The organism is Aeromonas veronii bv. veronii, assembly GCF_000820225.1.
In the GTDB taxonomy this organism is placed as follows: Bacteria; Pseudomonadota; Gammaproteobacteria; order Enterobacterales; family Aeromonadaceae; genus Aeromonas; species Aeromonas veronii.
Map to the genome: position 1 here is coordinate 443,444 of NZ_CDDK01000018.1, position 20,033 is coordinate 463,476.

Genomic DNA, 20,033 nt, shown 5'->3' on the forward strand with positions numbered 1-20,033 from the left:
GCAAACGATGAACCAGACCGATCCCAAGCAGACCCAGCCCAACCTGACGCATCTGAACCAGAGCGGCGAAGCCCATATGGTGGATGTGACCGACAAGCTGGTGACCGAGCGCGAAGCCCGCGCCGAGGCGTTTGTTGCCATGGCCCCCGAGACGCTGGCGCTGATCCTGAGCGGCCAGCACCACAAGGGGGACGTGTTCGCCACCGCCCGCATCGCCGGCATCATGGCCGCCAAGAAGACCTCCGATCTCATCCCCCTCTGCCATCCGCTGGCCTTGACCAAAGTCGAGGTGGAGATAGTGCCGCTGGCCGAGCAGAATCGGGTGCATATCCGCACCCTCTGCAAGCTCTCCGGCAAGACCGGGGTGGAGATGGAGGCGCTGACGGCTGCGTCGGTAGCGGCGCTGACCATCTACGACATGTGCAAGGCAGTGCAAAAGGACATAGTGATCGAACAGGTGCGGCTGGTAGAGAAAAAGGGCGGCAAGTCCGGCCATTTTCAGCTGGGGTCAAATAGCGGGGAGCAAGCATGATCAAGGTACTGTTTTTTGCGCAAGTAAGAGAGCTGGTGGCCTGCGATGAGCTGAGCCTGCCGTGCGACTACGCCACTGCCGAACAACTGCGCGCGGCGCTCTGTGAGCGCGGCGACAAGTGGGCGCTCGCCCTCGAGGCGGGCAAACTGCTGGTGGCGGTCAATCAGACCCTGGTGCCCCTCGATACCCCCATCAACGATGGCGATGAGGTGGCCTTCTTCCCGCCGGTGACCGGAGGTTAAGGATGAGCGAGGCAACCATCACAGATCGCATTCTGGTGCAGCGGGAGGATTTCTCGCTGGCGGACGAATATGCCCGCCTCGCCACCCGCCCCGACAGTGGCGCTATCGTCACCTTCGTTGGCAAGGTTCGCGACTTCAATCAGGGGGAGGAGGTGAAGGGGCTGGCCCTCGAGCACTACCCCGGTATGACCGAGAAGGCGCTGGCCGATATCGTGCAGGAGGCCCGCCGCCGCTGGCCGCTGCAGGAGTGTACCCTCATTCATCGTATCGGCGAGCTGTGGCTTGGCGATCAGATTGTGCTGGTGGCGGTGAGCAGTGCCCACCGCGACGCAGCCTTTGATGCCTGTCACTTCATCATGGATTTCTTGAAAACCCGGGCACCGTTCTGGAAAAAAGAGCTGACTGCCGAGGGTGTGCAACGCTGGGTCGAGGCGCTTGATCGCGACAACGCCGCCGCTGCCCGCTGGCAAGCCTGACCTGTTCATCACGAGGGGCGCAGGTTCAACGGGAACCACGGCCCCGCCAAGGGGCGCGGATGTGCGGGCCCCATCAGGAGAAAGGGAATGAAACCGCTGTTATCTGTTGTCATCGCCGGCGTCTGCGCCGCCACCTTGCATACCGGTGCCGTGCAGGCTGATGAAGTGAAGGTGGCCGTGGCTGCCAACTTCAAGGGCACCATAGAGCGTATCGGCAAGGAGTTCACCGCCAAGACCGGCCACACCCTGGCCATCTCGTCTGCCGCCACCGGGGTGCTCTACACCCAGATCAGTCACGGCGCACCGTTCGATCTCTTCCTCTCCGCCGATGCGGCGACCCCCGAGAAGCTGGAAAAAGAGCGCAAGGGGAGCGATCGCTTCACCTACGCCATCGGCCAGCTGGGGCTGTGGAAGAAGGGGGGGCCGGCCCCTGACGAGGCGACCCTGCGTAGCTGGAAAGGCAACCTCGCCATCGCCAATGCCCGCACAGCTCCCTATGGTGCTGCCGCCATGGCGACCCTCACCCATCTCAAGATCGATCCCAAGCAGTACCGGTTGCTGACCGGCGCCAACATTGGCCAGACCTGGCAATTTGTCGACACCGGCAATGCCGAGCTGGGCTTTGTCGCCTGGGCCAATCTGGTTGAGGCGGGCAAGACTGGTGAAGCCTGGGCAGTGCCTGCGAGCTTCTATCCCCCCATCGAGCAGCAGGGGCTGGTATTGAAGAAAGGGAGTGCGGTCGAGGCGCTGGTCGCCTGGCTCAAGGGGCCGGGTCAGGCGCAGATCAAGGCTGCGGGTTATGCCCTGCCCCAATAAGGGGATGGGCCTGATGCGATACCCTGAGTGGTCGGCCTTCGGGTCGGCCACTCTTTGCAATAAGGATGGATACCATGCCGTTGGGGGCATTTATCAACCGGGAGGTCGGCAATGAGTGAAGGGGATCTGCTGGCGGTCTGGCTCACCCTGAAGCTTGCAGCCAGTACCACAGCGATTTTGCTGTTGCTGGCTCCGCCGCTGGCCTGGTGGTTGTCGCGCAGTCAGAACCGCCTGCGGCCGCTGGTGGAGGCGCTGGTGGCGCTGCCGTTGGTGCTGCCCCCCACAGTGCTGGGGTTTTATCTGCTGCTCGCCTTCTCCCCCGAATATGGTTTCGGCGCCTGGTGGCGCGACACCTTTGGCGCCCCGCTCGCCTTCAGCTTTCTCGGCCTGCTGTTTGCCTCCATCCTCTATTCGCTGCCGTTTGTGGTGCAGCCGCTCACCTCCGCCTTCGTCAACATGGGCAACAAGGAGCTGGAAGCTGCTGCGACCCTGGGGCTCGGCCCGCTGGAGCGCTTTTTCCACATCATCTTGCCGATGACCCTGCCCAGCTTCGTAATGGCGGCAGCCCTCGGCTTTGCCCATACATTGGGGGAGTTTGGCGTGGTGCTGATGATTGGCGGCAATATCCCCGGCGAAACCCAGGTACTCTCCATCGCCCTGTTTGATCATGTGGAGGCGATGGATTACCAGAACGCCCATATTTTGGCTGGCGGCCTGATGGCCTTCTCGCTGGTGATGCTGGTGCTGGTCTATGGTGTGTTGCAGCGCAGACAGCGGAGAGTGTTCGGATGAACCAGCCAGCCACTATTCCGCAAGACAACGCCCTGCACCGCCATGCCCTGAGCCTCAATGCTCGGCGTGAGTTTGGCCCCTTTACTCTCGATTGCGCACTGACTCTCGAACTGGGGGGGATCCTTGGCCTGTTCGGCCCCTCGGGCTGTGGCAAGAGCACCCTGCTGCGCATCATCGCCGGACTCGATCGCCGAAGCGGGGATCGCTTGCTGTGGCGCGATCGGGAGTATGCTCAACTGCTGCCCGAAGCGCGCCGGATCGGACTGGTGTTTCAGGACTCGCGCCTCTTCCCCCATCTGACGGTGCTCGGCAATCTGCAACTGGCGGCCCGCAAGGGGCGAGGGCGCTGGCAGCCCGAGGCGCTGGCGGCGCGGCTCGGTTTTGCCGAGTTGCTGGGGCAGCCTGCCCATGCTTTGTCGGGTGGGCAACGCCAGCGGGTGGCATTGGGGCGGGCGCTGCTGGCCGAACCCGATCTGCTACTGCTCGATGAGCCTTTCTCGGCGCTCGATCGGCGCAGCCGCATCCATCAGGCCCATGTGCTCAAGGGCTTGCAGCAGGAGAGCGGCATCCCGATGATCTTCGTCAGCCACGCCATGGAGGAGGTGAGCCTGCTCTGCGATCAGCTGGTGCTGCTGGAAGGTGGCAGGGTGGAGGCGCAAGGTAGGCCGAGCGAGATTTTCGCCCGAACCGATCTCTCGCTTGCCAGCCGTGACGATGCAGGGGTGATGCTGGCGGCGACCCTCTCTCACTACGATGAAGAGGAGCAGATGGCGATCCTGCAGCTTGGTGAGCAGCAACTGCGGGTCACCATGACCCATGTGCCGGACGAGAGCGGCCCTTTGCAGATCAAGGTGGCGGGGCGCGATGTGGTGATTGCCACAGCACCTATCGAGCACTCCAGTCTCTCCAACTGTCTCGTCACCCGTCTGCTGGCGGTGCGCGAGGTGCGCCCCGGCCAGACCCTGTTGCAGTTGGCGCTGGGTGAGCAGATACTGCTGGCCCGGATCACCAGCCGCTCCGCCAGGCGGCTGGCGCTGGCGCCTAAGCAGCAGATCTACGCTTATATCAAGGCGGTGAGTCTGGTCAGCGAAGGCTGATTGGGCGCCGTGCTGATAACGTGGCAGGATGGCCACGGGCAACATAACAACGAGAGATGGTTCAGGTGATGAGTCGAGAGGCAATACACTGATGCGCCGCAATCAGGTGATGAAATTCAACGGTCTTGCCCTGCGCAGCGCGGGGGAGGGCCCCTTGCTGTTGCTGCTGCACGGGCTGGGCTCCTCGAGCCTCGACTGGCAGGCGCAGATCGAACGGTTTTCCGAGCACTACCGGGTGGTGGCGCTGGACTTGCGTGGCCACGGCCAGAGCATGCAGGAGGGGCCGTTTGACGTGGCGACCCTGGCAGCCGATGTGGTGAGCTGGCTCGATGAGCAGCCGGAGCCCGCCTGGGTGGTGGGATTGTCGCTCGGGGCCATGGTGGCGCTGGAGCTGGCGCTGCAACTGCCCCACAAGGTGCAGGGGCTGGTGCTGGTCAATGGCTTTAGCGAGTTTCTGCTGGAGACCCCCAAAGAGCAGGAGCGTTATGCCCAGCGCCTCAAGTGGCTGCGCTGGTTCGGTATGCGCCCCCTCGCCTGGTGGCTGGGGCGCGAGCTCTTCCCGGGCCCGGATCTGGCAAAGGTGCGCCACACCTTCCGACTGCGTTTCGTGCGCAATAAAAAGAAAACCTACAAGGCGCTGCTGGAGGCGCTACCGGGTTGGTCGGTACGCGCCCGGCTCGGCTCCATCTGGCAGCCGGTGGCCATCATCTCCACCAGTCACGACTACCTGCCGCTGGCCAAACGGGTAGAGCAGTTTGCCGCCTTGCCCAACGCCACCATCCACACCCCCAATGGCCACCACGCCTGGCCCGCGGAAGATCCCTCGGGCTTTAATCACCTGTTGCAACGGATCCTCACGACCCATTGAGGAAGGGGTTGTTAGGTGCAGGTACCAAAAAGCCGAACCACAGGGTTCGGCTTTTTTGATCCCGTTTGCGTCAAGGGTGGGAGCAGACCGGGCAGTCAGGGCGTTTGGGCAGCTTCATCTCGCGGAAGGTGCCGCTCAGGCCGTCGATCATCAGCAGGCGGCCGCTGTAGTTCTTACCCATGCCAGCCAGCAGCTTGATGGCTTCGAGCGCTTGCAGGCTGCCCACCAGCCCCACCACGGGGGCGAGCACTCCCGCCTCGACACAGGTGAGGGCCTGCTCGCCAAACAGGGCGCTGAGGCAGGCGTAGCAGGGCTCATCTTCCTGCCAGGTGAAGCTGCACAGCTGTCCCTCCAGCCGGATGGCGGCGCCACTGACCAGCGGCACCCTGTGCTGGCGTGCCTTTTGATTCAGCAGGTTGCGAATGGCCAGGTTGTCGGTGCAATCGAGCACCAGCTGATGCCGTGGCAGCAGGGTATCGAGCAGCGCCTCATCGGCCACGGCAGCGTGGGTCTCCACGTTGAGCCAGGGGTTGAGGGCACGCAGCGACTGCGCTGCTGAGTCCACCTTGTAGTGACCGATGCGCTCATCGTTGTGCAGCACCTGACGCTGCAGGTTGGAGAGCTCCACCTTGTCGAAATCGACCAGGGTGAGCTGGCCAACCCCGGCCACCGCCAGATACTGGCTGGCGGCGCAACCAAGGCCACCGGCGCCGATCACCAGCACACGGGCCTGCTTGAGCGCCTCCTGTCCCTCGAAGTCGAAGGATTTGAGGATGATCTGGCGGTTGTAGCGCAGCAGTTCGGCGTCGCTCAGGATCTCGCTCACAGCAGCAATCCCCCGAATGGCTCCACGGTCACCGTCTCGCCCGCGGCGACGCGGCCCCGTTCCCGTTCAAGAACGATGTAGCAGTTGGCTCGCGACAGGGAGCTGAACACTGCGGAGTCCTGCGAGCCGGTGCTGCGCACCTCGAGGCCGTTCGGTCCCTGACTCAGGATGCCGCGCTGGAAGTCGAGTCGGCCCGGGCTCTTTTTGAGTGGCTCGGCCGCAATGGCTTGCAGCTGGAGCGGGCGCTCGAAGTGCTGGCCCGCCAGCTTGGCCAGCGCCGGTTGCACCAGCTGATCGAAGGTGACCATGGCGGAGACGGGGTTGCCCGGCAGGCCGAAGAACCAGGCGCGGGGCAGACGGCCAAAAGCAAACGGCTTGCCCGGCTTGATGGCCAGCTTCCAGAAGCCAATCTCGCCGAGCTCGTCCAGCAGTTGTTTGGTGAAGTCCGCTTCCCCCACCGAGACGCCGCCGGTGGTGATGAGTACATCGGCCTCTTCGTCGGCGCGGATAAAGGCGGCGCGTAGCTGGGCGGGATCGTCGGGGATGATGCCAAGGTCGAGGCAGTCGCAGCCCATGCGCGCCAGCATGGCCCGTACGCCATAGCGGTTGGAGTCATAGATATCGCCGTGGGCGAGCGGGGTGCCGACCGGTTTGAGCTCATCGCCGGTGCTGAAGATGGCCACTTTCAGCGGGCGACGCACCGTGACGGTAGCCACGCCGAGGGAGGCCAGCAGTGGCATTTCGCGCGGGGTGAGGCGAGTACCGGCTGGCAGCACGCAGGCGCCCTTGCCGATATCGCTGCCGGCGCGGCGGATATTCTGGCCCGGTTCGGGTTGTGCCAGAAAAGTGATCCGATCGCCGTCGGCCTGCGTTTCTTCCTGCATCACCACTGCATCCGTACCAGCCGGTACCGGGGCGCCGGTCATGATCCGCACGCAGTGGCCGGCGGGCCATTCACCCTGATAGGGCTGACCGGCAAACGCTTTGCCCGCCATGATGAGCGGGGTGCCGCTGGCGAGATCCGCAAGGCGTACGGCGTAACCGTCCATGGCAGAGTTGTCGAAGGGGGGCACGGCGAGGGGAGAGGCGATGTCGCTGGCAAGAACCCGGCCAAGGGCCTCTGGCAGGGGCAACTGCTCGCTGTCGCAGCAGCAGGCGAGTTGTTCCAGCATCCCTTGCAGGGCATCGCTTAAGGGGAGTAGTCCGCTGGTATCAAATCCCATCGTCATGACCTCTTTCTATGATTGAAGGCGGGATTATCACAAAAATCCCCGGGTATGGGCAGGTTATCTCAAGGGAATCTCGGGGTAATCGGCGCCAAAACGGGGGTAGATGGCCATAAAGTATGAGGTGACGCACAAGTTGACTTGAATCTTGGCGGCAATGGCCGTTTACTATGCCGCCATAACAGATGGCCGTCACATCCCGAGTGGCGACCATTACAGCGATACCGTCGGCCCTGTGCGCCGCAATAACATAAGGGGTTGCTCCTTGAGCTGCCCTCACAGTCCCTGAGCGTGGGAGAGAAGATAATGACAACCTTAAGTCCGGAAGCCTTGCTGGTCAGGGCTGCCCTCGAAGCCCAGGGACTGGAAACCCCCCTGGTCACCAACGAGCTGAACAGCCAGCAGAAGCGGGAGAAGATCGAAGGCCATATGCGCTCCATCATGGAGACACTGGGGCTGGATCTGACCGATGACAGTCTGGCCGAGACGCCGCACCGCATCGCCAAGATGTACGTCAACGAGATCTTCTCCGGCCTCGATTATTCCACCTTCCCCAAGGTGACAGTGATCGAGAACAAGATGCAGGTGGACGAGATGATCATGGTGCGGGATATCAGCCTCACCAGCACCTGCGAACACCACTTCGTCACCATCGACGGCATGGCCCATGTGGCCTATATCCCTCGTGGCAAGGTGATTGGCCTGTCGAAGATAAACCGCATCGTGCAGTTTTTTGCCCGCCGTCCCCAGGTGCAGGAGCGGCTCACCCAGCAGATCCTGCTGGCGCTGCAGACCCTGCTCGGCACCAAGGATGTGGCCATCAGCATCAAGGCGACTCACTACTGCGTCAAGGCGCGCGGAGTGATGGACTCCACCTCCTATACCACCACCACCTCCCTCGGCGGGGTGTTCAAGACCCAGCCCGATACCCGGGCCGAGTTTCTGGGCGGCCTGCGCGGATAAGATTGCGGTTATTTTGTAACCGCAACGCTGAATAAACGAGACGCCAGCAGCCATTGCTGGCGTTTTTCATTGGTCCCGGATGAGAGTGCCGGCCTGCAACGGCTTGACCCGCGCGGCTTGCCTTATGCAAACGTTATGCATTTTTTCGATTTATTCATCTGAGCGGTATATTTAATCGAGTACGATAAATCCCTCGTTTTCACCTTACAAAAAGTAACCGGGCAGACTCTTTCCGAACCATCACAATCCGGTTACTCTAGCGCCCCCTCACGGCTCTCGCTGCCGCTCATGGAATTCAGAGATATTCATCAAGGTTGGATGGTGCGCCACTGAACAGGTGGCCAGATAGTTCATGCCAGGAGGGCGTGAACCGGACGAGTGCTACGAATTTAACGACCACCAGGATATCCCATGAATACCAGTTCCATGACCATAGGCAAAAAACTCACCGCCGGCTTTGCCGTGCTCGGTTTGATGGTCGCCTTTATCGGCGGTTTTTCCCTTGTCCAGTTTGGCAATATGAATGATGTTGCCATCCGGTTTACCGACAGCATCTTGCCAGCGGTCAATCGCACCAGCGCGATCGGGGATTCTCTCGGTGAGTTGCGTCGTTATGAGCTGGGTTATTTCGTGGTGGCTGCCGAGCCGCTGAAAAGGGCTGAATATCGGAATATTGCCAGTCAACAGCTTAACTCGATCGCGCAGCAGCTGATTGCCCATGACAAGACGATCTGGCCTGAGGATGTGGCGGAACGCCGTACCTTCGATACGGTGAAATCTGACTGGGATCGTTACGTCGCCCTGCACCAGCGAGTCCAACAGCTGCAAGACAGCGATCAGCTTGCCGAAGCCCAACGCATCTTCCTTGAGGAGGGGGTTCCCCTTTACACCGCGCTGAGCAAGTCAGTGGCCTCCCTTATTCAGATTAACCATGGTTATGCGTCTGAATCCCGCAGCGACATTGTCGACTCTTATCAATCCGCCAATCTGAGTGTCACCATCGCGCTGGTGATCGGTTTGATCCTTGTGGTGGTGCTCTCCGTGGTACTGACCCGCCAGATCCGCGACCCGCTGATCATGCTGGCCCGTCAGGCCCAGCGTATTGCCAATGGCGATCTGGGTCAGGGCGAACTGCAGCAGTGGATCCGTGACAGCCGCTTCAACCGTGATGAACTGGGTCAGCTGGGCTCCGCCATCAACCGGATGCAGGGCTCCCTCTCCGATCTGGTGAGTGAGATCGCCGGCTCCGTGAGCCAACTCAGCAGCGCAGTGGAGGAGGTGAGCGCCATCTCCAGCCAGTCTGCCAGCGGCATGGCCATCCAGCAGAACGAAGTCTCCCAGGTGGCGACCGCCATGAACGAGATGCAGTCCACCGTCAATGAAGTGGCCCGCAACACCACGGATGCCATGAGCGCCGCCAAGGATGCCTCCCGCACCTCTGCTGCTGGCAGCGAAGTGGTTCGCAGCTCCATTGCCAGCATCGAAGATGTGTCGGTCAAGATTGAGCAGGCGGGCACAGTAGTGCAGCAGCTGGAGGCCGACAGCGCCAATATCAGCGTGGTGCTGGATGTGATCCGCGATATCGCCGGTCAGACCAACCTGCTGGCCCTTAACGCAGCCATTGAAGCGGCCCGTGCCGGTGAGCAGGGCCGTGGTTTTGCGGTCGTTGCGGATGAAGTGCGTTCATTGGCCCAGCGTACCCAGGACTCCACCGCCGAGATCAGCAAGATGATCGAGCTCTTGCAGAGCCGCGCCGCCGAGGCGGGCAACGCCATGCAGCTGAGCCGTCACCAGATGCAGGAGAGTGTCGGTCTGGCACGGGATGCCGGTACCAGTATCGAGACCATCAACGGTGCCGTGGTGCGCATCACCGACATGAACACTCTGATCGCCACCGCCACCGAAGAGCAGAACGCGGTGACCGAAGAGCTCAACCGCAGCATTGTCAACATTCACAATGCCGCTGACGAGAATGCCCAGGGCGCTCATCAGATCGCCCAGGCTTGCGTCGAGCTGAGCAAGCTGGCCAACACCCTGCACCATATGACCCAGCGCTTCACCCTCTAAGGGTTGATGCATGGATAACAGAAGGCCCCGCCAATTGGCGGGGCCTTGTTGTTTCTGGCGTTGTGGAAGGGCTCAGCTCAGGCCGACTATCTCGCCGTTCTCATCGATATCGATATGGCGATAGGCAGGCAGACTACCCAGCCCCGGCATGGTCATGATGGGGCCCGCCAGCGCATAGACGAACCCGGCACCGGCGCAGAGCTTCACCTCGTCGATGGGCACCTCGAAATCGGTCGGCACCCCTTTGAGGGCTGGGTCGTGGCTGATGGAGAGCGGCGTCTTGGCCACGCAGATGGGCAAGTGATCCCACCCTTCTGCGGAGAGCTGTGCCAGCTGCTGGCGCGCTTTGTCGGAGAGCTGCACTCCGCGGCCACCGTAGCCGCACTCCACCAGGGTCGCCAGCTTGGTGTCGAGGCTCATCTCATCGGGGTAGAGCAGTTTCACCTTGCCGGGTTGCTCGCAGGCGGTGACCACGGCGCGGGCCAGCTCGCTGGCACCGGCACCACCCTGGGTGAAGGCGTTGGAGATGGCCGCGCCACAGGCACCGGCTTGCTGCGCTTCATGGGCCAACAGCGCCAGCTCGGCCTCGCTGTCGGTGGGGAAGCGGTTGATGGCGACCACCACCGGCACTCCGTAGCGGCGGGCGTTCCGGATATGCCAAGCGAGGTTGGCGCAGCCCTGCTTGAGGGTTGGCAGATCTTCTCCCTGCAGGCTGGCTGGCAACGGCTGGCCCGGGCGGATATCGAGCAGACCGCTGTTGGCCTTGAGGCCGCGCACCGTGGCCACCAGCACCACGCAGGCGGGGGGAATGCCGGATTGGCGGCTCTTGATGTTGAAGAACTTCTCCAGCCCCATGTCGGAGCCAAAACCTGCCTCGGTCACCACATAGTCGGTCAGGCCAAGGGCGATACGATCGGCGATCACCGAGGAGTTGCCGTGGGCGATGTTGGCAAAGGGGCCGGCGTGCACCAGCACCGGTGTCTGTTCGGTGGTCTGCATCAGGGTCGGTTGCAGCGCATCTTTGAGCAGCACCGTCATGGCGCCCGCCACTTCCAACTGTTCGGCGGTAATGGGCTCGCCGTGAATATCGCGGGCCAGCTGGATGCGGCCGATGCGCTGGCGCAGGTCTTTCAGATCGCTCGCCAGCGCCAGAATGGCCATCAGCTCGGAGGCGGCGGTGATGACGAAGCGATCGCTGCGCTCCACACCATCGGCAGCGCCCCCCTGTCCAATCGTGAGGTGGCGCAGTGCGCGGTCATTCATGTCGAGGGTGCGTGGCCAGAGGATGTTGTCGGCATCGATATCGAGCCGCGGCAGGCCGGTTTTGGCGGTGAACTGGTCGCCGAGTTTGCGCTCATGGAACAGGCGGGCATCGAGGGCTGCCGCCGCCAGATTGTGAGCCGCCGTCAGAGCGTGAAAATCGCCGGTGAGGTGGAGGTTCATCTCCTCCATCGGCACCACCTGGGCGTGGCCGCCACCGGCAGCGCCCCCCTTGACCCCGAATACCGGCCCGAGGCTCGGCTGGCGGATGGTTGCGATGCTGGGCTGGCCGATATGGTTGAGCCCCATGGAGAGGCCAAGGGTGGTCACCGTCTTCCCTTCACCGAGCGGGGTCGGGGTGATGGCGCTCACCAGTACCAGCTTGCCGCTATGCTTGGGTTGAGACGTGAGAAGATCGAGGCTGAGTTTGCCTTTGTAGTGGCCATGAGGGCTGAGCAGGTGCTGGGGGATGGCGAGGCGTTCGGCCAGCGCGTGGATTGAGAGACGGGGGGACTGGCGGGAGATCTCGATATCGCTTAGCATCAGCACCTCGTTGGCATATCGGGGTAAAATATGCGGCGCAGTCTAGTGGAATATAACGGGTAATCCAATGACGAAAACGATTTTATTTGGTGAGGGTGAGGTTCGTCAGAATCCTGTTCGGCTGGATCTCAACGCACTCTATCATCCCCCCAAGCAGCCGATGACGGCGCTGGGGATTGTCAGCGCGCTGGTGCCGTTGTTCGGTTTCGGCTGGCAGGCGATGACCCAGGACCCCGAAACCCAGCTGCGCCACGAGATCCGCAAACGGGTCAACAAGCACAAGACCGACGAGGCAAACCTCATTTTGATCCTGCAGCTGGCCGCCATGTTTGACTGCCCCGAGATTGAAGTGGCGCTCCCCTATGCCCTCAGTGAACAGCAGTTGTCGGTTGTCCGCACCCGACTGCCACGCTGGCAGTTGCACCCCGAGCAGGAGCGTCTGCTGGCGAAGCTGGTTCCTGCCGCGGCCCCTGGCCAGCGCTAGGTTTCAGGCCGGACAGCCAGGCCGTACCCTCAGCTCTGGCAATCAGGTCGGCGCATCCCACTGTTGCGGGGCGAGATAGCGCTCCTGCACGAACTCGATAAAGCAGCGCACCTTGGCCGAGACGAAGCGGCGGTGCGGATAGACCGCATAAAGTCCCACATCTCCCTTGTCCCACTCCGGCAGCAGGCTGACCAGCTGTCCTGACCGCAGGGCCTCCCCCACGATAAAGGTGGGCTGCAATATGATGCCCTGATCATCACAAGCGGCGCGGGTCAGCGCTACCCCGTTGTTGGCCCGCAGCGGTCCCTGTGGCCGGATGCTCTGCTGCTCGCTTCCCCGTTTGAAGTGCCACTCCGGCTGGGTCAGGGTGTAGATCAGACAGTCGTGCTGCTTGAGATCCTCGGGTTTTCCCGGTCTGCCCTTGCGTGCCAGATAGGCGGGGCTGGCGCAGAGTTCGACCCGAATGGTGGCAAGCTGGCGCGCCACCAGCGAGGAGTCGCTGAGGTGGCCGATCCGCAGCGCCAGATCGAACCCCTCTTCCACCAGCGCTACCCGCCGGTCGCTGTACTCGATATCGAGCTTGAGGTCGGGAAAGCGCTGGCGAAACAGCGGCAGGGCGGGGGAGAGGTGCAGATAGCCAAAGTCCATCGGCACCGAGAGCTTGAGGGTGCCGTTCGGCTGCTGGTTGTGGTGGGTCAGCTGGCTGTGGGTCTCTTCCAACTCTGCCAGCAGGGCGAGGGAGCGCTGGTAGTAGAACTGGCCCGCTTCGGTGGGATTGACCTGACGGGTGGTGCGCGACAGCAGCCGGGTGGCGAGGGACTCCTCCAGCTGCTGCATCAGTTTGGAGGCCATGGCGACCGAGATGCCGAGCTGGTTGGCGGCCTTGGTAAAGCTCTGGCACTCCACCACCTTGATAAAGGTACGCATGGCGGCGATCTGGTCCATTTTCCATCCTCAGTAAATAATGAATTTAATAAATCACTGATTATTCATCTTCAGAACGAGGTTAGCATTTTAACCACTGATGTGAACCCCAAGATGAAGGAACGAACGGATGAAAATGACCAAGGCTCTGCTGGCCTCCTGCCTGTTTATGGCTACCCCTCTGATGGCGGCGGATTACGATGTGGATGCGGCGCACACCACAGTGCAGTTCAAGGTGGGTCACCTGGGCTTCTCCGAGCTGGTGGGTCGCTTCAACACCTTCAGCGGCACCTTCAGCATGGATGACGCCAAACCGGCGGCCGCCAAGGCGAGCTTTGAAGTGGATGCCGCCAGCGTCGATTCCAACCACGAGGCCCGCGACAAGCACCTGCGCAGTCCTGACTTCCTCGACGTGAAGCAGTATCCCAAGATGACCTTCGTCAGCTCCGCTTACGAGGGCACCAAGGATAAAGGCGTGCTGAAAGGGACCCTGACCCTGCACGGTGTCTCCAAGGAAGTGGCCTTCGATCTGGTCAAAATTGGCGAGGGCAAGGATCCCTGGGGCGGCTACCGCAGCGGCTTCAACGCCTCCACCACCATCAAGCGCAGTGACTTTGGCGTGAGCTACATGCTGCCCGGCATCCCGGACGAGATGAATATCAACCTGTTTGTCGAAGGCGTGCGCAAGTAATGGGCGCAGAACTTCTGCTGCAAACCCTGGCGGCTCCTCTGGGAGCCGCTTTGCTATCGTGGCGCTGGCCGCGACTGGGTTATCTGTGGGGCGCGCTGGCGCTCTGGCTGGTGGGATCCTGGCTCGGCGGCCTCTATGGCATGCCGGAAAAGGCGTGGCAATGGCTGCCGCTAACTCTGCTGGTCCCCGCCATCGCGGCTCAGGTGAACGATCAGCGCGGTTCACTGCTGCTCTTTGCGGTGTTCAGTGCGCTGGTGTGGTGGCAGGGATTGGCCTCGGTACTGGCGAGCGAACCCGGGATCTGGCTGGCGCTACTGCCCGCCATCCTCTGGTTTGGCTGGAGCACCTTGCGCTGTGATAGCCGCGAGGGGCTCGGGTTTGCCCTCGGCTTTATCTGGCTGGCGCTGGTGATCGGCATCGATGGCAGTCTGCTGATTGCCCAGCTGGCCGGTGCGCTGGCCGCTTTTGCCGGTTTTCGCGCCCTGCTTGCCACCTTTGTTGGCATCAAGGTAGCCCCAGCCGGTCTGGCGCTGGCCCTCGCCTTCGTCCAGATGCTGGCCTGGCAATATGTGGAGGTGCCGCTGGTGGTGTTGCTGCCGGTCTGGTTGATGCCGCTGCTGGAGTGGGCGTTGCGTGACAAACCCTGGCCAGTGCGTTGGGGTGGGCTGATCTTGCTCGCAGCGGCGGGAACCGGGCTCAGCATGTGGTGGGTGTGGCCTGCTGCTTCTTTGTACTGATTTTTGCATGAAAAACAGGCAATTACAGTCATTTTTGCATACTCGCTCATACTCTTGGCAGATAATGATTGAGCCCCATATGTGTTTCAGATAAAAAGGATTTTCATTTTATTTGGACACACACAGAACCCGGCCGCGCCGGGTTCTGTTTGCCTGCTTTGCGGCACATAAGGAGGCCACAGTTGCGCAGTCAAGGATCTGAGCATCTGTTTTTTCGCCATTTCACCGGACAGGGACGTATCGATGGTCTCTGCATTCTGCTGGTCACTCACCTGCTTCCCGATCGCCCCCGTTTTATCGACGCTCTCGGTCAGATTGGACGGATTGGCGCCATTTTGCCCAAACCGAAATCGGTACACGGTCCGACCCTGGAGTGGGTATCCCAGCACTATCCGGTACTGCCCCTCAACCGACGCTGGACCAATGAACCCGACAGCCTCATCCAGCAGATTGCGCCGCTGGTGGCCCCCCACGAGCGGTTGCTGATCCTCGATATAGGCGGTTACTTTGCCAAAACCCAGGTGATCTTGAGTGAATACTTCGGCCCCCGTTTCCTAGGGGTGGTGGAGATGACCGAGAACGGCCACCAGCGCTATGAGCAGGAGGTGCTGGCGACCCCCGTGGTGTCGGTGGCACGCAGTCCCCTCAAGCAGGCCGAGGATATTCAGATTGGTCTGAGCGTGGTCTACTCCGCGGAGTCGCTGGCTCGTAACCTCAACCGTACTTTCAACGTCTGCGAAGCCGTGCTGTTTGGCTATGGCAAGGTGGGACGCAGCATCGCCCGCGACCTGCGCTGTCGCAACCTCCATCTCGGGCTGGTGGAGACCGATGTGCTGCGACAGGTCGAAGCGCTCTCTCACGGTTTTCGCTTGATCACCAAGGCCGAGGCGTTGAGCCGCGCCGAGCTGGTGATCTGCTCTACCGGCAACGGCTCGCTGGATTTGGCGGATCTGCAGGCGCTGCGCCCCGGCACCATGGTCGCCTCGGTCACCTCGGCCGACGACGAGTTTGCCTTCTCGCTGGCCCAGTTGCCGTGGCCGAGCGAAGAGGTGTGCCCCCATGTGCTGGCCCTCAACCGGCCGGATGGTACCCAGATCTACCTGCTCAACCGGGGTGAGGCGGTCAACTTCGTCCATGGCGCCGTGATTGGTGAATATGTCTATCTGGTGCTGGCGGAGATCATGGAAGGGATCCGGATGCTGGCGGCAGGCCCTCTTGCACCCGGGCTGTTCGAGCTGCCAGAATCGGCGATGCGTACCATTGCCCGCCATTGGCTGGCCGATTTTCATGGGGTTGATCAGCACTGATTTGACCGAATCGGGATCGGCCATTGGGTGGCGGTACGCCACTTCCCGCCATTGGCCGCTTTTTTTATGGAGTCACTCATGACCGAGTCTGAAACCCTGATCAGCAAACCCCGCATCGAAATCCGCTACTGCACCCTCTGTCGCTGGATGCTGCGCGCCGCCTGGCTGGCGCAGGAGCTGCTCTCCACCTTCGACAGCGATCTGGGGGAGGTGGCGCTGGTGCCGGCCAGCAAGGGGGAGTTCCGCATTCTGGTGAGCGGGGTGCAGGTGTGGGATCGGGTGGTCGATGACGGCTTCCCCGAGGCCAAGGAGATCAAGCAGCGGGTGCGTGACGTCATCGCCCCTGAGCGGGATCTCGGCCACTCGGATCGCAAGGTGACCGAGTAACGCCAGATGGGCCGAGCGCCTCGAATAGGTGCTGAGCATGAGAGCGAAAGGAGAGGGAGGCGATGGCCTCTCTCTCCTTTTTTGCCTTTGGCTGTTTGCCTGGCTCCAGCAGGGTTATAAGCGCGGCTCGGCCAGATGACTGCCGATATAGCGGGCCCGCTTGTGGGACTTGATGCGGCTCACATCGACCCACACCAGCCCGTCGATGCAGTGGTTGAAGTCGGGGTCGATGCCAAAATCCATGAACTGGACGCCGCCCGGCTCGCACAGTTCGGAATACTGCTTGTAGAGGGTAGGGATGGCGCAGCCCAAATTGTCGAGGCGTGCCTTGAGAGCTTTGAGATCGGCGCCGTAATCCACTCCCTCGAACAGAGGTTGCGTCTCGGGGTAGGGACGGCGGGAGGGGGCCAGCGCCAGTTCGGGGGCAAAGTGCTGGCGGTAGAAGCTCACCAGCAGATCCTTGGCCGCCGGCGGCAGGCTGCCGGAGAGCGACACCGGGCCAAACAGGTAGCGGTAGCGGGGATAGCGGGCCAGATAGGCACCGATGCCGAACCAGAGATAATCGAGCCCCCGCTTGCCCCAGTAGGCGGGCTGAATAAAGCTGCGGCCAAGCTCGATGGCCTGTTCCAGCCGGGGCAGCAGCTTATCCTCAAAGCCGAACAGGGTGTGGCTATAGAGGCCATCCTTCCCCTTGCTGGCCAGCAGTTCCGCCACCGGGGCGAACCGGTAGGCGCCGATAATGTCGAGCCGGGCCGGATCCCAGAGGATCAGGTGGTGATAGTCGTTGTCAAAGCCATCGAGATCCCGCCTTTTGCCGGATCCTTCCCCCACTGCGCGAAAGGCGATCTCCCGCAGTCGCCCCAGCTCGCGCAGGATCACCGAGTGGCTCAGTTCGTGGCGGCGGTAGAGGTAGATCCCCTGACCATCCGGGGTGGTGCCGAGCTGTTCGCAGCTTTCGATGGCTTGTTTGAGCTGGCGGCGATCCTCTGGCAGGGCGATGGGGGCCTCGGTCTGCAGGCGCCCCGCCTTGCCACGGCCAATCCGGTAGAGGTGGTTGCGCACCAGCCGCGCCGCCGTCTTGGCGGGCAGCTCCTGAAAACTGCCGAGCGGAATGCGTGCCCCTATGGTCACCGGCAGGGTTTGCCCCTGCTGGCGAAACAGCTGGCGTACCAGCAACAGGGCGGAGGCGGGCTTGTTGAGCCAGGAGGCGAGATAGAACCAGAGGCTGTTGCGCCCCCCCAGATGGATGGGCACCAGCGGGGTGCGTGTGCGCTGGGCCAGCTTGATAAAGCCTGCCTGCCAGGGGCCGTCTTTCACCCCCTTGAGGCCAAGCCGCGAGACTTCACCAGCGGGGAAGATCACCAGCGCCCCTTCATGGGCGAGGTGTTCGTTCATGGCGAGGATGGCTTGCCGATCGGTCTTGCCCTCCATATTGTCCACCGGCAATAGCAGAGGGCGCAGCGGCGCGAGCTGGGCCAGCAGCTGGTTGGCGACGATCTTCACATCGGGGCGGATGCGACCGAGCAGTTGCAGCAGCGCCAGTCCGTCCAGCGAGCCGATGGGGTGGTTGGCAACAAGAATGACCCGGCCGCTGGCGGGAATATGCTCCAGCTGCGCCTCGCTGACCCGATAGTCGAAATCGAGCTGGGTCAGCGCCTGCTCGACAAAGTCGAGGCCGCGCAGGTGCGGGTAGCGGGCGGCAAAGTCGGCAAAGGCACGTTCGTTGAGCAGCCAGCCCAGCAGCCGCTTGAACAACGGGGTAAGCAGGGGGTAGCCAAGCAGGCGGGGGAAGTGCTGGGTCAGCAGGGTATCGATAGTGAACATCTGGAGGGCTCCGGCGATCCGTTGCTCCCAGCATGATGTGGCACTGTTCCCGCGACATGTCAGCGGGATGACAGTTTGATGGCAGTGGCAGCCAGTTGCTCCTGAGCGACCCTCCCCCGGTTTCCCTTTGTTGATGGGTGATGGCCAGATAGCAAGGGGGGAGCCGGTAAACAGGCTCCCCCCTTGGTGGTCATGGTAATCGATTAACCGCGCCAGGCTGCGGTGAGGCGCACCAGCTCCACCAGGGTGGCGACCGATTTCTCCATGGATTGCAGCGGGATGAACTCGTGCTTGCCGTGGAAGTTGTGGCCACCGGTGAAGAGGTTGGGGCAGGGCAGACCCATAAAGGAGAGGCGGGCGCCATCGGTACCGCCGCGAATGGGCTTGATCTTCGGCACCACGTCGGCGGCCTCCATGGCGGCCTTGGCCAGCTCGACGATATGCATGTGCGGCTCGATCTGGCTGCGCATGTTGCGATAGCTGTCGGTCAGGGTCAGCTCGATGCGGGCCTTGGGATACTCGGCCTGCAGGGCGGCCACCCGGTTCTGCATCTCGGCCTTGCGCGCGGCGAAGTGCTCGTCGTCGAAGTCACGGATGATGTAGTGCAGGGTGCTCTCCTCCACGGTGCCGCTCATCTGGGCCAGATGGAAGAAGCCCTCATACCCGTCGGTGCACTCCGGGGTCTGCTCGGCAGGCATGGCGGCGTGGAAGCGGGCGGCCAGGGTCTGGCTGTTGATCATGCTCCCCTTGGCGGTGCCGGGGTGGACGTTATTGCCGATAAAACGCACCGTGGCGCTGGCGGCGTTGAAGTTTTCATACTCCAGCTCGCCCAGTTCGCCGCCATCCACGGTATAGGCCCACTTGGCCGGGAATCTCTCCAGCGGGAACAGGTTGGCGCCACGGCCAATCTCTTCATCCGGGGTAAAGCCGACCCAGATATCGCCACGTGGGATCTCGGGGTGGGCCTGCAGGTGGTCGATGGTGGTGAGGATCTCGGCGATCCCCGCCTTGTCGTCGGCGCCAAGCAAGGTGGTGCCGTCGGTGGTGATGAGATCCTGACCCAGGTAGTTTTTCAGGAAGCGGTAGTCACGAATGGCGAGCACCTCGTCACCCTTGCCAAGACAGATGTCGCCGCCCTGATAGTTTTCGATGATTTGCGGTACTACGTGCTCCGCCTCGTAGTCGGCGGTGTCCATGTGGGCAATCAGGCCGATAGCGGGGGCGTCCGGCTGGTTGCCCGGCAGGCAGCCGGTGAGGTAGCCGTGTTCATCCAGGGTGACCCGGGTTAGCCCCAGCGCCTTCATCTCTTCTTGCAGGGCACGGGCAAAGATCAGTTGGCCTTCGCTGCTGGGGCAGGCTGGATTGGTCTCATCGGAGCGGGTATGAAAAGTTACGTAACGCAGAAAACGCTCAAGCAGGGTATCCATTAGTCAGCCTCTAACCGATTGTGAGCGGCCATTGTGGCCAATCCGTGCGGGGCACTCATTGCGTCAGCGCAGGTTTTTCCCATTTTTTGACGCAAGGGAAGAGCGGCGAATGTGCGGCGCGCGGGGCAACGTCCGGGAGGGAGATCGCATAAATGTGGCATTTATTGCGATATTTAGGCGCTGGCGGTGGCGACCAAATTCCCCTCAGCCACCGCACAGCAAGGCGTCAGCCCAACCATGGCGTTTTCGCACACTTTTCAATGGGAAACCGGGCTGTCGCATAACCTGCGTCATCCCAGAGCCCGCCTGCTCGCCAGCAAGATTTGATCGACTTATTAAAAGGGGATTTTGAACACTATTTTTTATTGTCACTGCCCGCGGTAAGTGTGTACACTCCGCGCCGATCCAAGGGCAACCCTGAAGCAGGCAGAGCCGCCAGAAACCCGACCGATCATACGCCTATAGGGCGAGGCACGCAGAAACGACAGACACTGCTGGGGAATGGTTTCTTTAATACCGGTTAGGCTCCGGTATCAGGGAGAAC

20 protein-coding genes are annotated in these 20,033 nt (G+C 62.0%); 14 read left to right on the forward strand and 6 right to left on the reverse strand.

Translation table 11 applies throughout. The features are described from left to right. Nucleotides 1-7: 7 nt before the first annotated feature. From moaC to BN1139_RS08320, 7 genes are all read left to right on the forward strand, one after another. On the forward strand, nucleotides 8-532 hold the full coding sequence (gene moaC / locus BN1139_RS08290; protein WP_005353456.1) for a cyclic pyranopterin monophosphate synthase MoaC: 525 nt from the start codon (nucleotides 8-10) through the stop codon (nucleotides 530-532). Next, nucleotides 529-774, forward strand: a complete 246-nt coding sequence (gene moaD / locus BN1139_RS08295) for a molybdopterin synthase sulfur carrier subunit (RefSeq protein ID WP_005353453.1) — start codon at nucleotides 529-531, stop codon at nucleotides 772-774. Before moaC ends, moaD begins: the two co-directional genes overlap by 4 nt. Nucleotides 775-776: 2 nt before the next feature. Continuing rightward, entirely contained in the window at nucleotides 777-1,250 is a 474-nt protein-coding gene (moaE, locus tag BN1139_RS08300) for a molybdopterin synthase catalytic subunit MoaE (RefSeq protein WP_005353451.1), read from the forward strand. Between the two features lie 87 nt (nucleotides 1,251-1,337). Continuing rightward, nucleotides 1,338-2,066 (forward strand): molybdate ABC transporter substrate-binding protein, encoded by a 729-nt coding sequence (modA, locus tag BN1139_RS08305; protein WP_005353449.1) that lies wholly within the window; start codon nucleotides 1,338-1,340, stop codon nucleotides 2,064-2,066. A gap of 111 nt (nucleotides 2,067-2,177) precedes the next feature. Further along, nucleotides 2,178-2,858 carry a molybdate ABC transporter permease subunit gene (modB, locus tag BN1139_RS08310; protein ID WP_005353447.1) on the forward strand — a complete coding sequence of 227 codons (681 nt, stop codon included), beginning with the start codon at nucleotides 2,178-2,180 and terminating at the stop codon, nucleotides 2,856-2,858. Beyond that, nucleotides 2,855-3,955 (forward strand): molybdenum ABC transporter ATP-binding protein, encoded by a 1,101-nt coding sequence (gene modC, locus BN1139_RS08315; RefSeq protein ID WP_005353445.1) that lies wholly within the window; start codon nucleotides 2,855-2,857, stop codon nucleotides 3,953-3,955. The genes modB and modC overlap by 4 nt, the downstream gene beginning before the upstream one ends. A 91-nt stretch (nucleotides 3,956-4,046) precedes the next feature. Then, on the forward strand, nucleotides 4,047-4,823 hold the full coding sequence (locus tag BN1139_RS08320) for an alpha/beta fold hydrolase (protein WP_005353442.1): 777 nt from the start codon (nucleotides 4,047-4,049) through the stop codon (nucleotides 4,821-4,823). A 70-nt stretch (nucleotides 4,824-4,893) separates the two neighbouring features. Here BN1139_RS08320 and moeB read toward each other — a convergent pair whose 3' ends face one another. Next, nucleotides 4,894-5,649: a molybdopterin-synthase adenylyltransferase MoeB gene (gene moeB / locus BN1139_RS08325; protein ID WP_005353440.1), complete on the reverse strand. Its 756-nt coding sequence runs from the start codon at nucleotides 5,647-5,649 to the stop codon at nucleotides 4,894-4,896. Continuing rightward, nucleotides 5,646-6,872, reverse strand: a complete 1,227-nt coding sequence (moeA, locus tag BN1139_RS08330) for a molybdopterin molybdotransferase MoeA (RefSeq protein WP_005353436.1) — start codon at nucleotides 6,870-6,872, stop codon at nucleotides 5,646-5,648. The genes moeB and moeA overlap by 4 nt, the downstream gene beginning before the upstream one ends. A 309-nt stretch (nucleotides 6,873-7,181) precedes the next feature. Between moeA and folE the strand changes: the two genes are divergently transcribed. Then, a complete protein-coding gene (gene folE / locus BN1139_RS08335) occupies nucleotides 7,182-7,838 on the forward strand; it encodes a GTP cyclohydrolase I FolE (protein WP_005334419.1) in 657 nt (218 codons plus the stop codon). Nucleotides 7,839-8,249: 411 nt separating this feature from the next. Then, complete coding sequence (locus BN1139_RS08340) at nucleotides 8,250-9,905, forward strand: methyl-accepting chemotaxis protein (protein ID WP_013723570.1); 1,656 nt, start codon at nucleotides 8,250-8,252, stop codon at nucleotides 9,903-9,905. A gap of 72 nt (nucleotides 9,906-9,977) precedes the next feature. Here the strand turns inward: BN1139_RS08340 and BN1139_RS08345 are convergent, their stop codons facing one another. Next, nucleotides 9,978-11,708 carry a formate--tetrahydrofolate ligase gene (locus tag BN1139_RS08345; RefSeq protein WP_005353431.1) on the reverse strand — a complete coding sequence of 577 codons (1,731 nt, stop codon included), beginning with the start codon at nucleotides 11,706-11,708 and terminating at the stop codon, nucleotides 9,978-9,980. A 67-nt stretch (nucleotides 11,709-11,775) separates the two neighbouring features. Between BN1139_RS08345 and BN1139_RS08350 the strand changes: the two genes are divergently transcribed. Continuing rightward, on the forward strand, nucleotides 11,776-12,192 hold the full coding sequence (locus tag BN1139_RS08350; protein ID WP_005353430.1) for a hypothetical protein: 417 nt from the start codon (nucleotides 11,776-11,778) through the stop codon (nucleotides 12,190-12,192). Between the two features lie 42 nt (nucleotides 12,193-12,234). On the opposite strand, the gene BN1139_RS08355 is transcribed toward BN1139_RS08350, so the two are convergent. Beyond that, nucleotides 12,235-13,137 carry a LysR family transcriptional regulator gene (locus BN1139_RS08355; protein ID WP_005353428.1) on the reverse strand — a complete coding sequence of 301 codons (903 nt, stop codon included), beginning with the start codon at nucleotides 13,135-13,137 and terminating at the stop codon, nucleotides 12,235-12,237. A gap of 109 nt (nucleotides 13,138-13,246) precedes the next feature. Between BN1139_RS08355 and BN1139_RS08360 the strand changes: the two genes are divergently transcribed. The 4 genes from BN1139_RS08360 (at nucleotide 13,247) to BN1139_RS08375 (ending at nucleotide 16,238) form a co-directional block, all read left to right on the forward strand. After that, nucleotides 13,247-13,807, forward strand: a complete 561-nt coding sequence (locus BN1139_RS08360) for a YceI family protein (RefSeq protein WP_005353426.1) — start codon at nucleotides 13,247-13,249, stop codon at nucleotides 13,805-13,807. After that, the gene (locus tag BN1139_RS08365) at nucleotides 13,807-14,544 is read left to right on the forward strand and encodes a hypothetical protein (protein ID WP_005353424.1); all 738 of its coding nucleotides are present in this window, start codon (nucleotides 13,807-13,809) and stop codon (nucleotides 14,542-14,544) included. Before BN1139_RS08360 ends, BN1139_RS08365 begins: the two co-directional genes overlap by 1 nt. A gap of 182 nt (nucleotides 14,545-14,726) precedes the next feature. Then, nucleotides 14,727-15,851 (forward strand): adenosylhomocysteinase, encoded by a 1,125-nt coding sequence (locus tag BN1139_RS08370; protein ID WP_005353422.1) that lies wholly within the window; start codon nucleotides 14,727-14,729, stop codon nucleotides 15,849-15,851. 78 nt (nucleotides 15,852-15,929) lie between these two features. Beyond that, nucleotides 15,930-16,238, forward strand: coding sequence for an Rdx family protein (locus tag BN1139_RS08375; RefSeq protein WP_005334408.1), 309 nt, complete (start codon nucleotides 15,930-15,932; stop codon nucleotides 16,236-16,238). 114 nt (nucleotides 16,239-16,352) lie between these two features. Here BN1139_RS08375 and olsF read toward each other — a convergent pair whose 3' ends face one another. After that, a complete protein-coding gene (olsF, locus tag BN1139_RS08380; protein WP_005353420.1) occupies nucleotides 16,353-18,062 on the reverse strand; it encodes a bifunctional ornithine lipid synthase OlsF in 1,710 nt (569 codons plus the stop codon). 203 nt (nucleotides 18,063-18,265) lie between these two features. Next, the gene (gene pepT, locus BN1139_RS08385) at nucleotides 18,266-19,489 is read right to left on the reverse strand and encodes a peptidase T (RefSeq protein ID WP_005353418.1); all 1,224 of its coding nucleotides are present in this window, start codon (nucleotides 19,487-19,489) and stop codon (nucleotides 18,266-18,268) included. Nucleotides 19,490-20,033 lie beyond the last annotated feature (544 nt).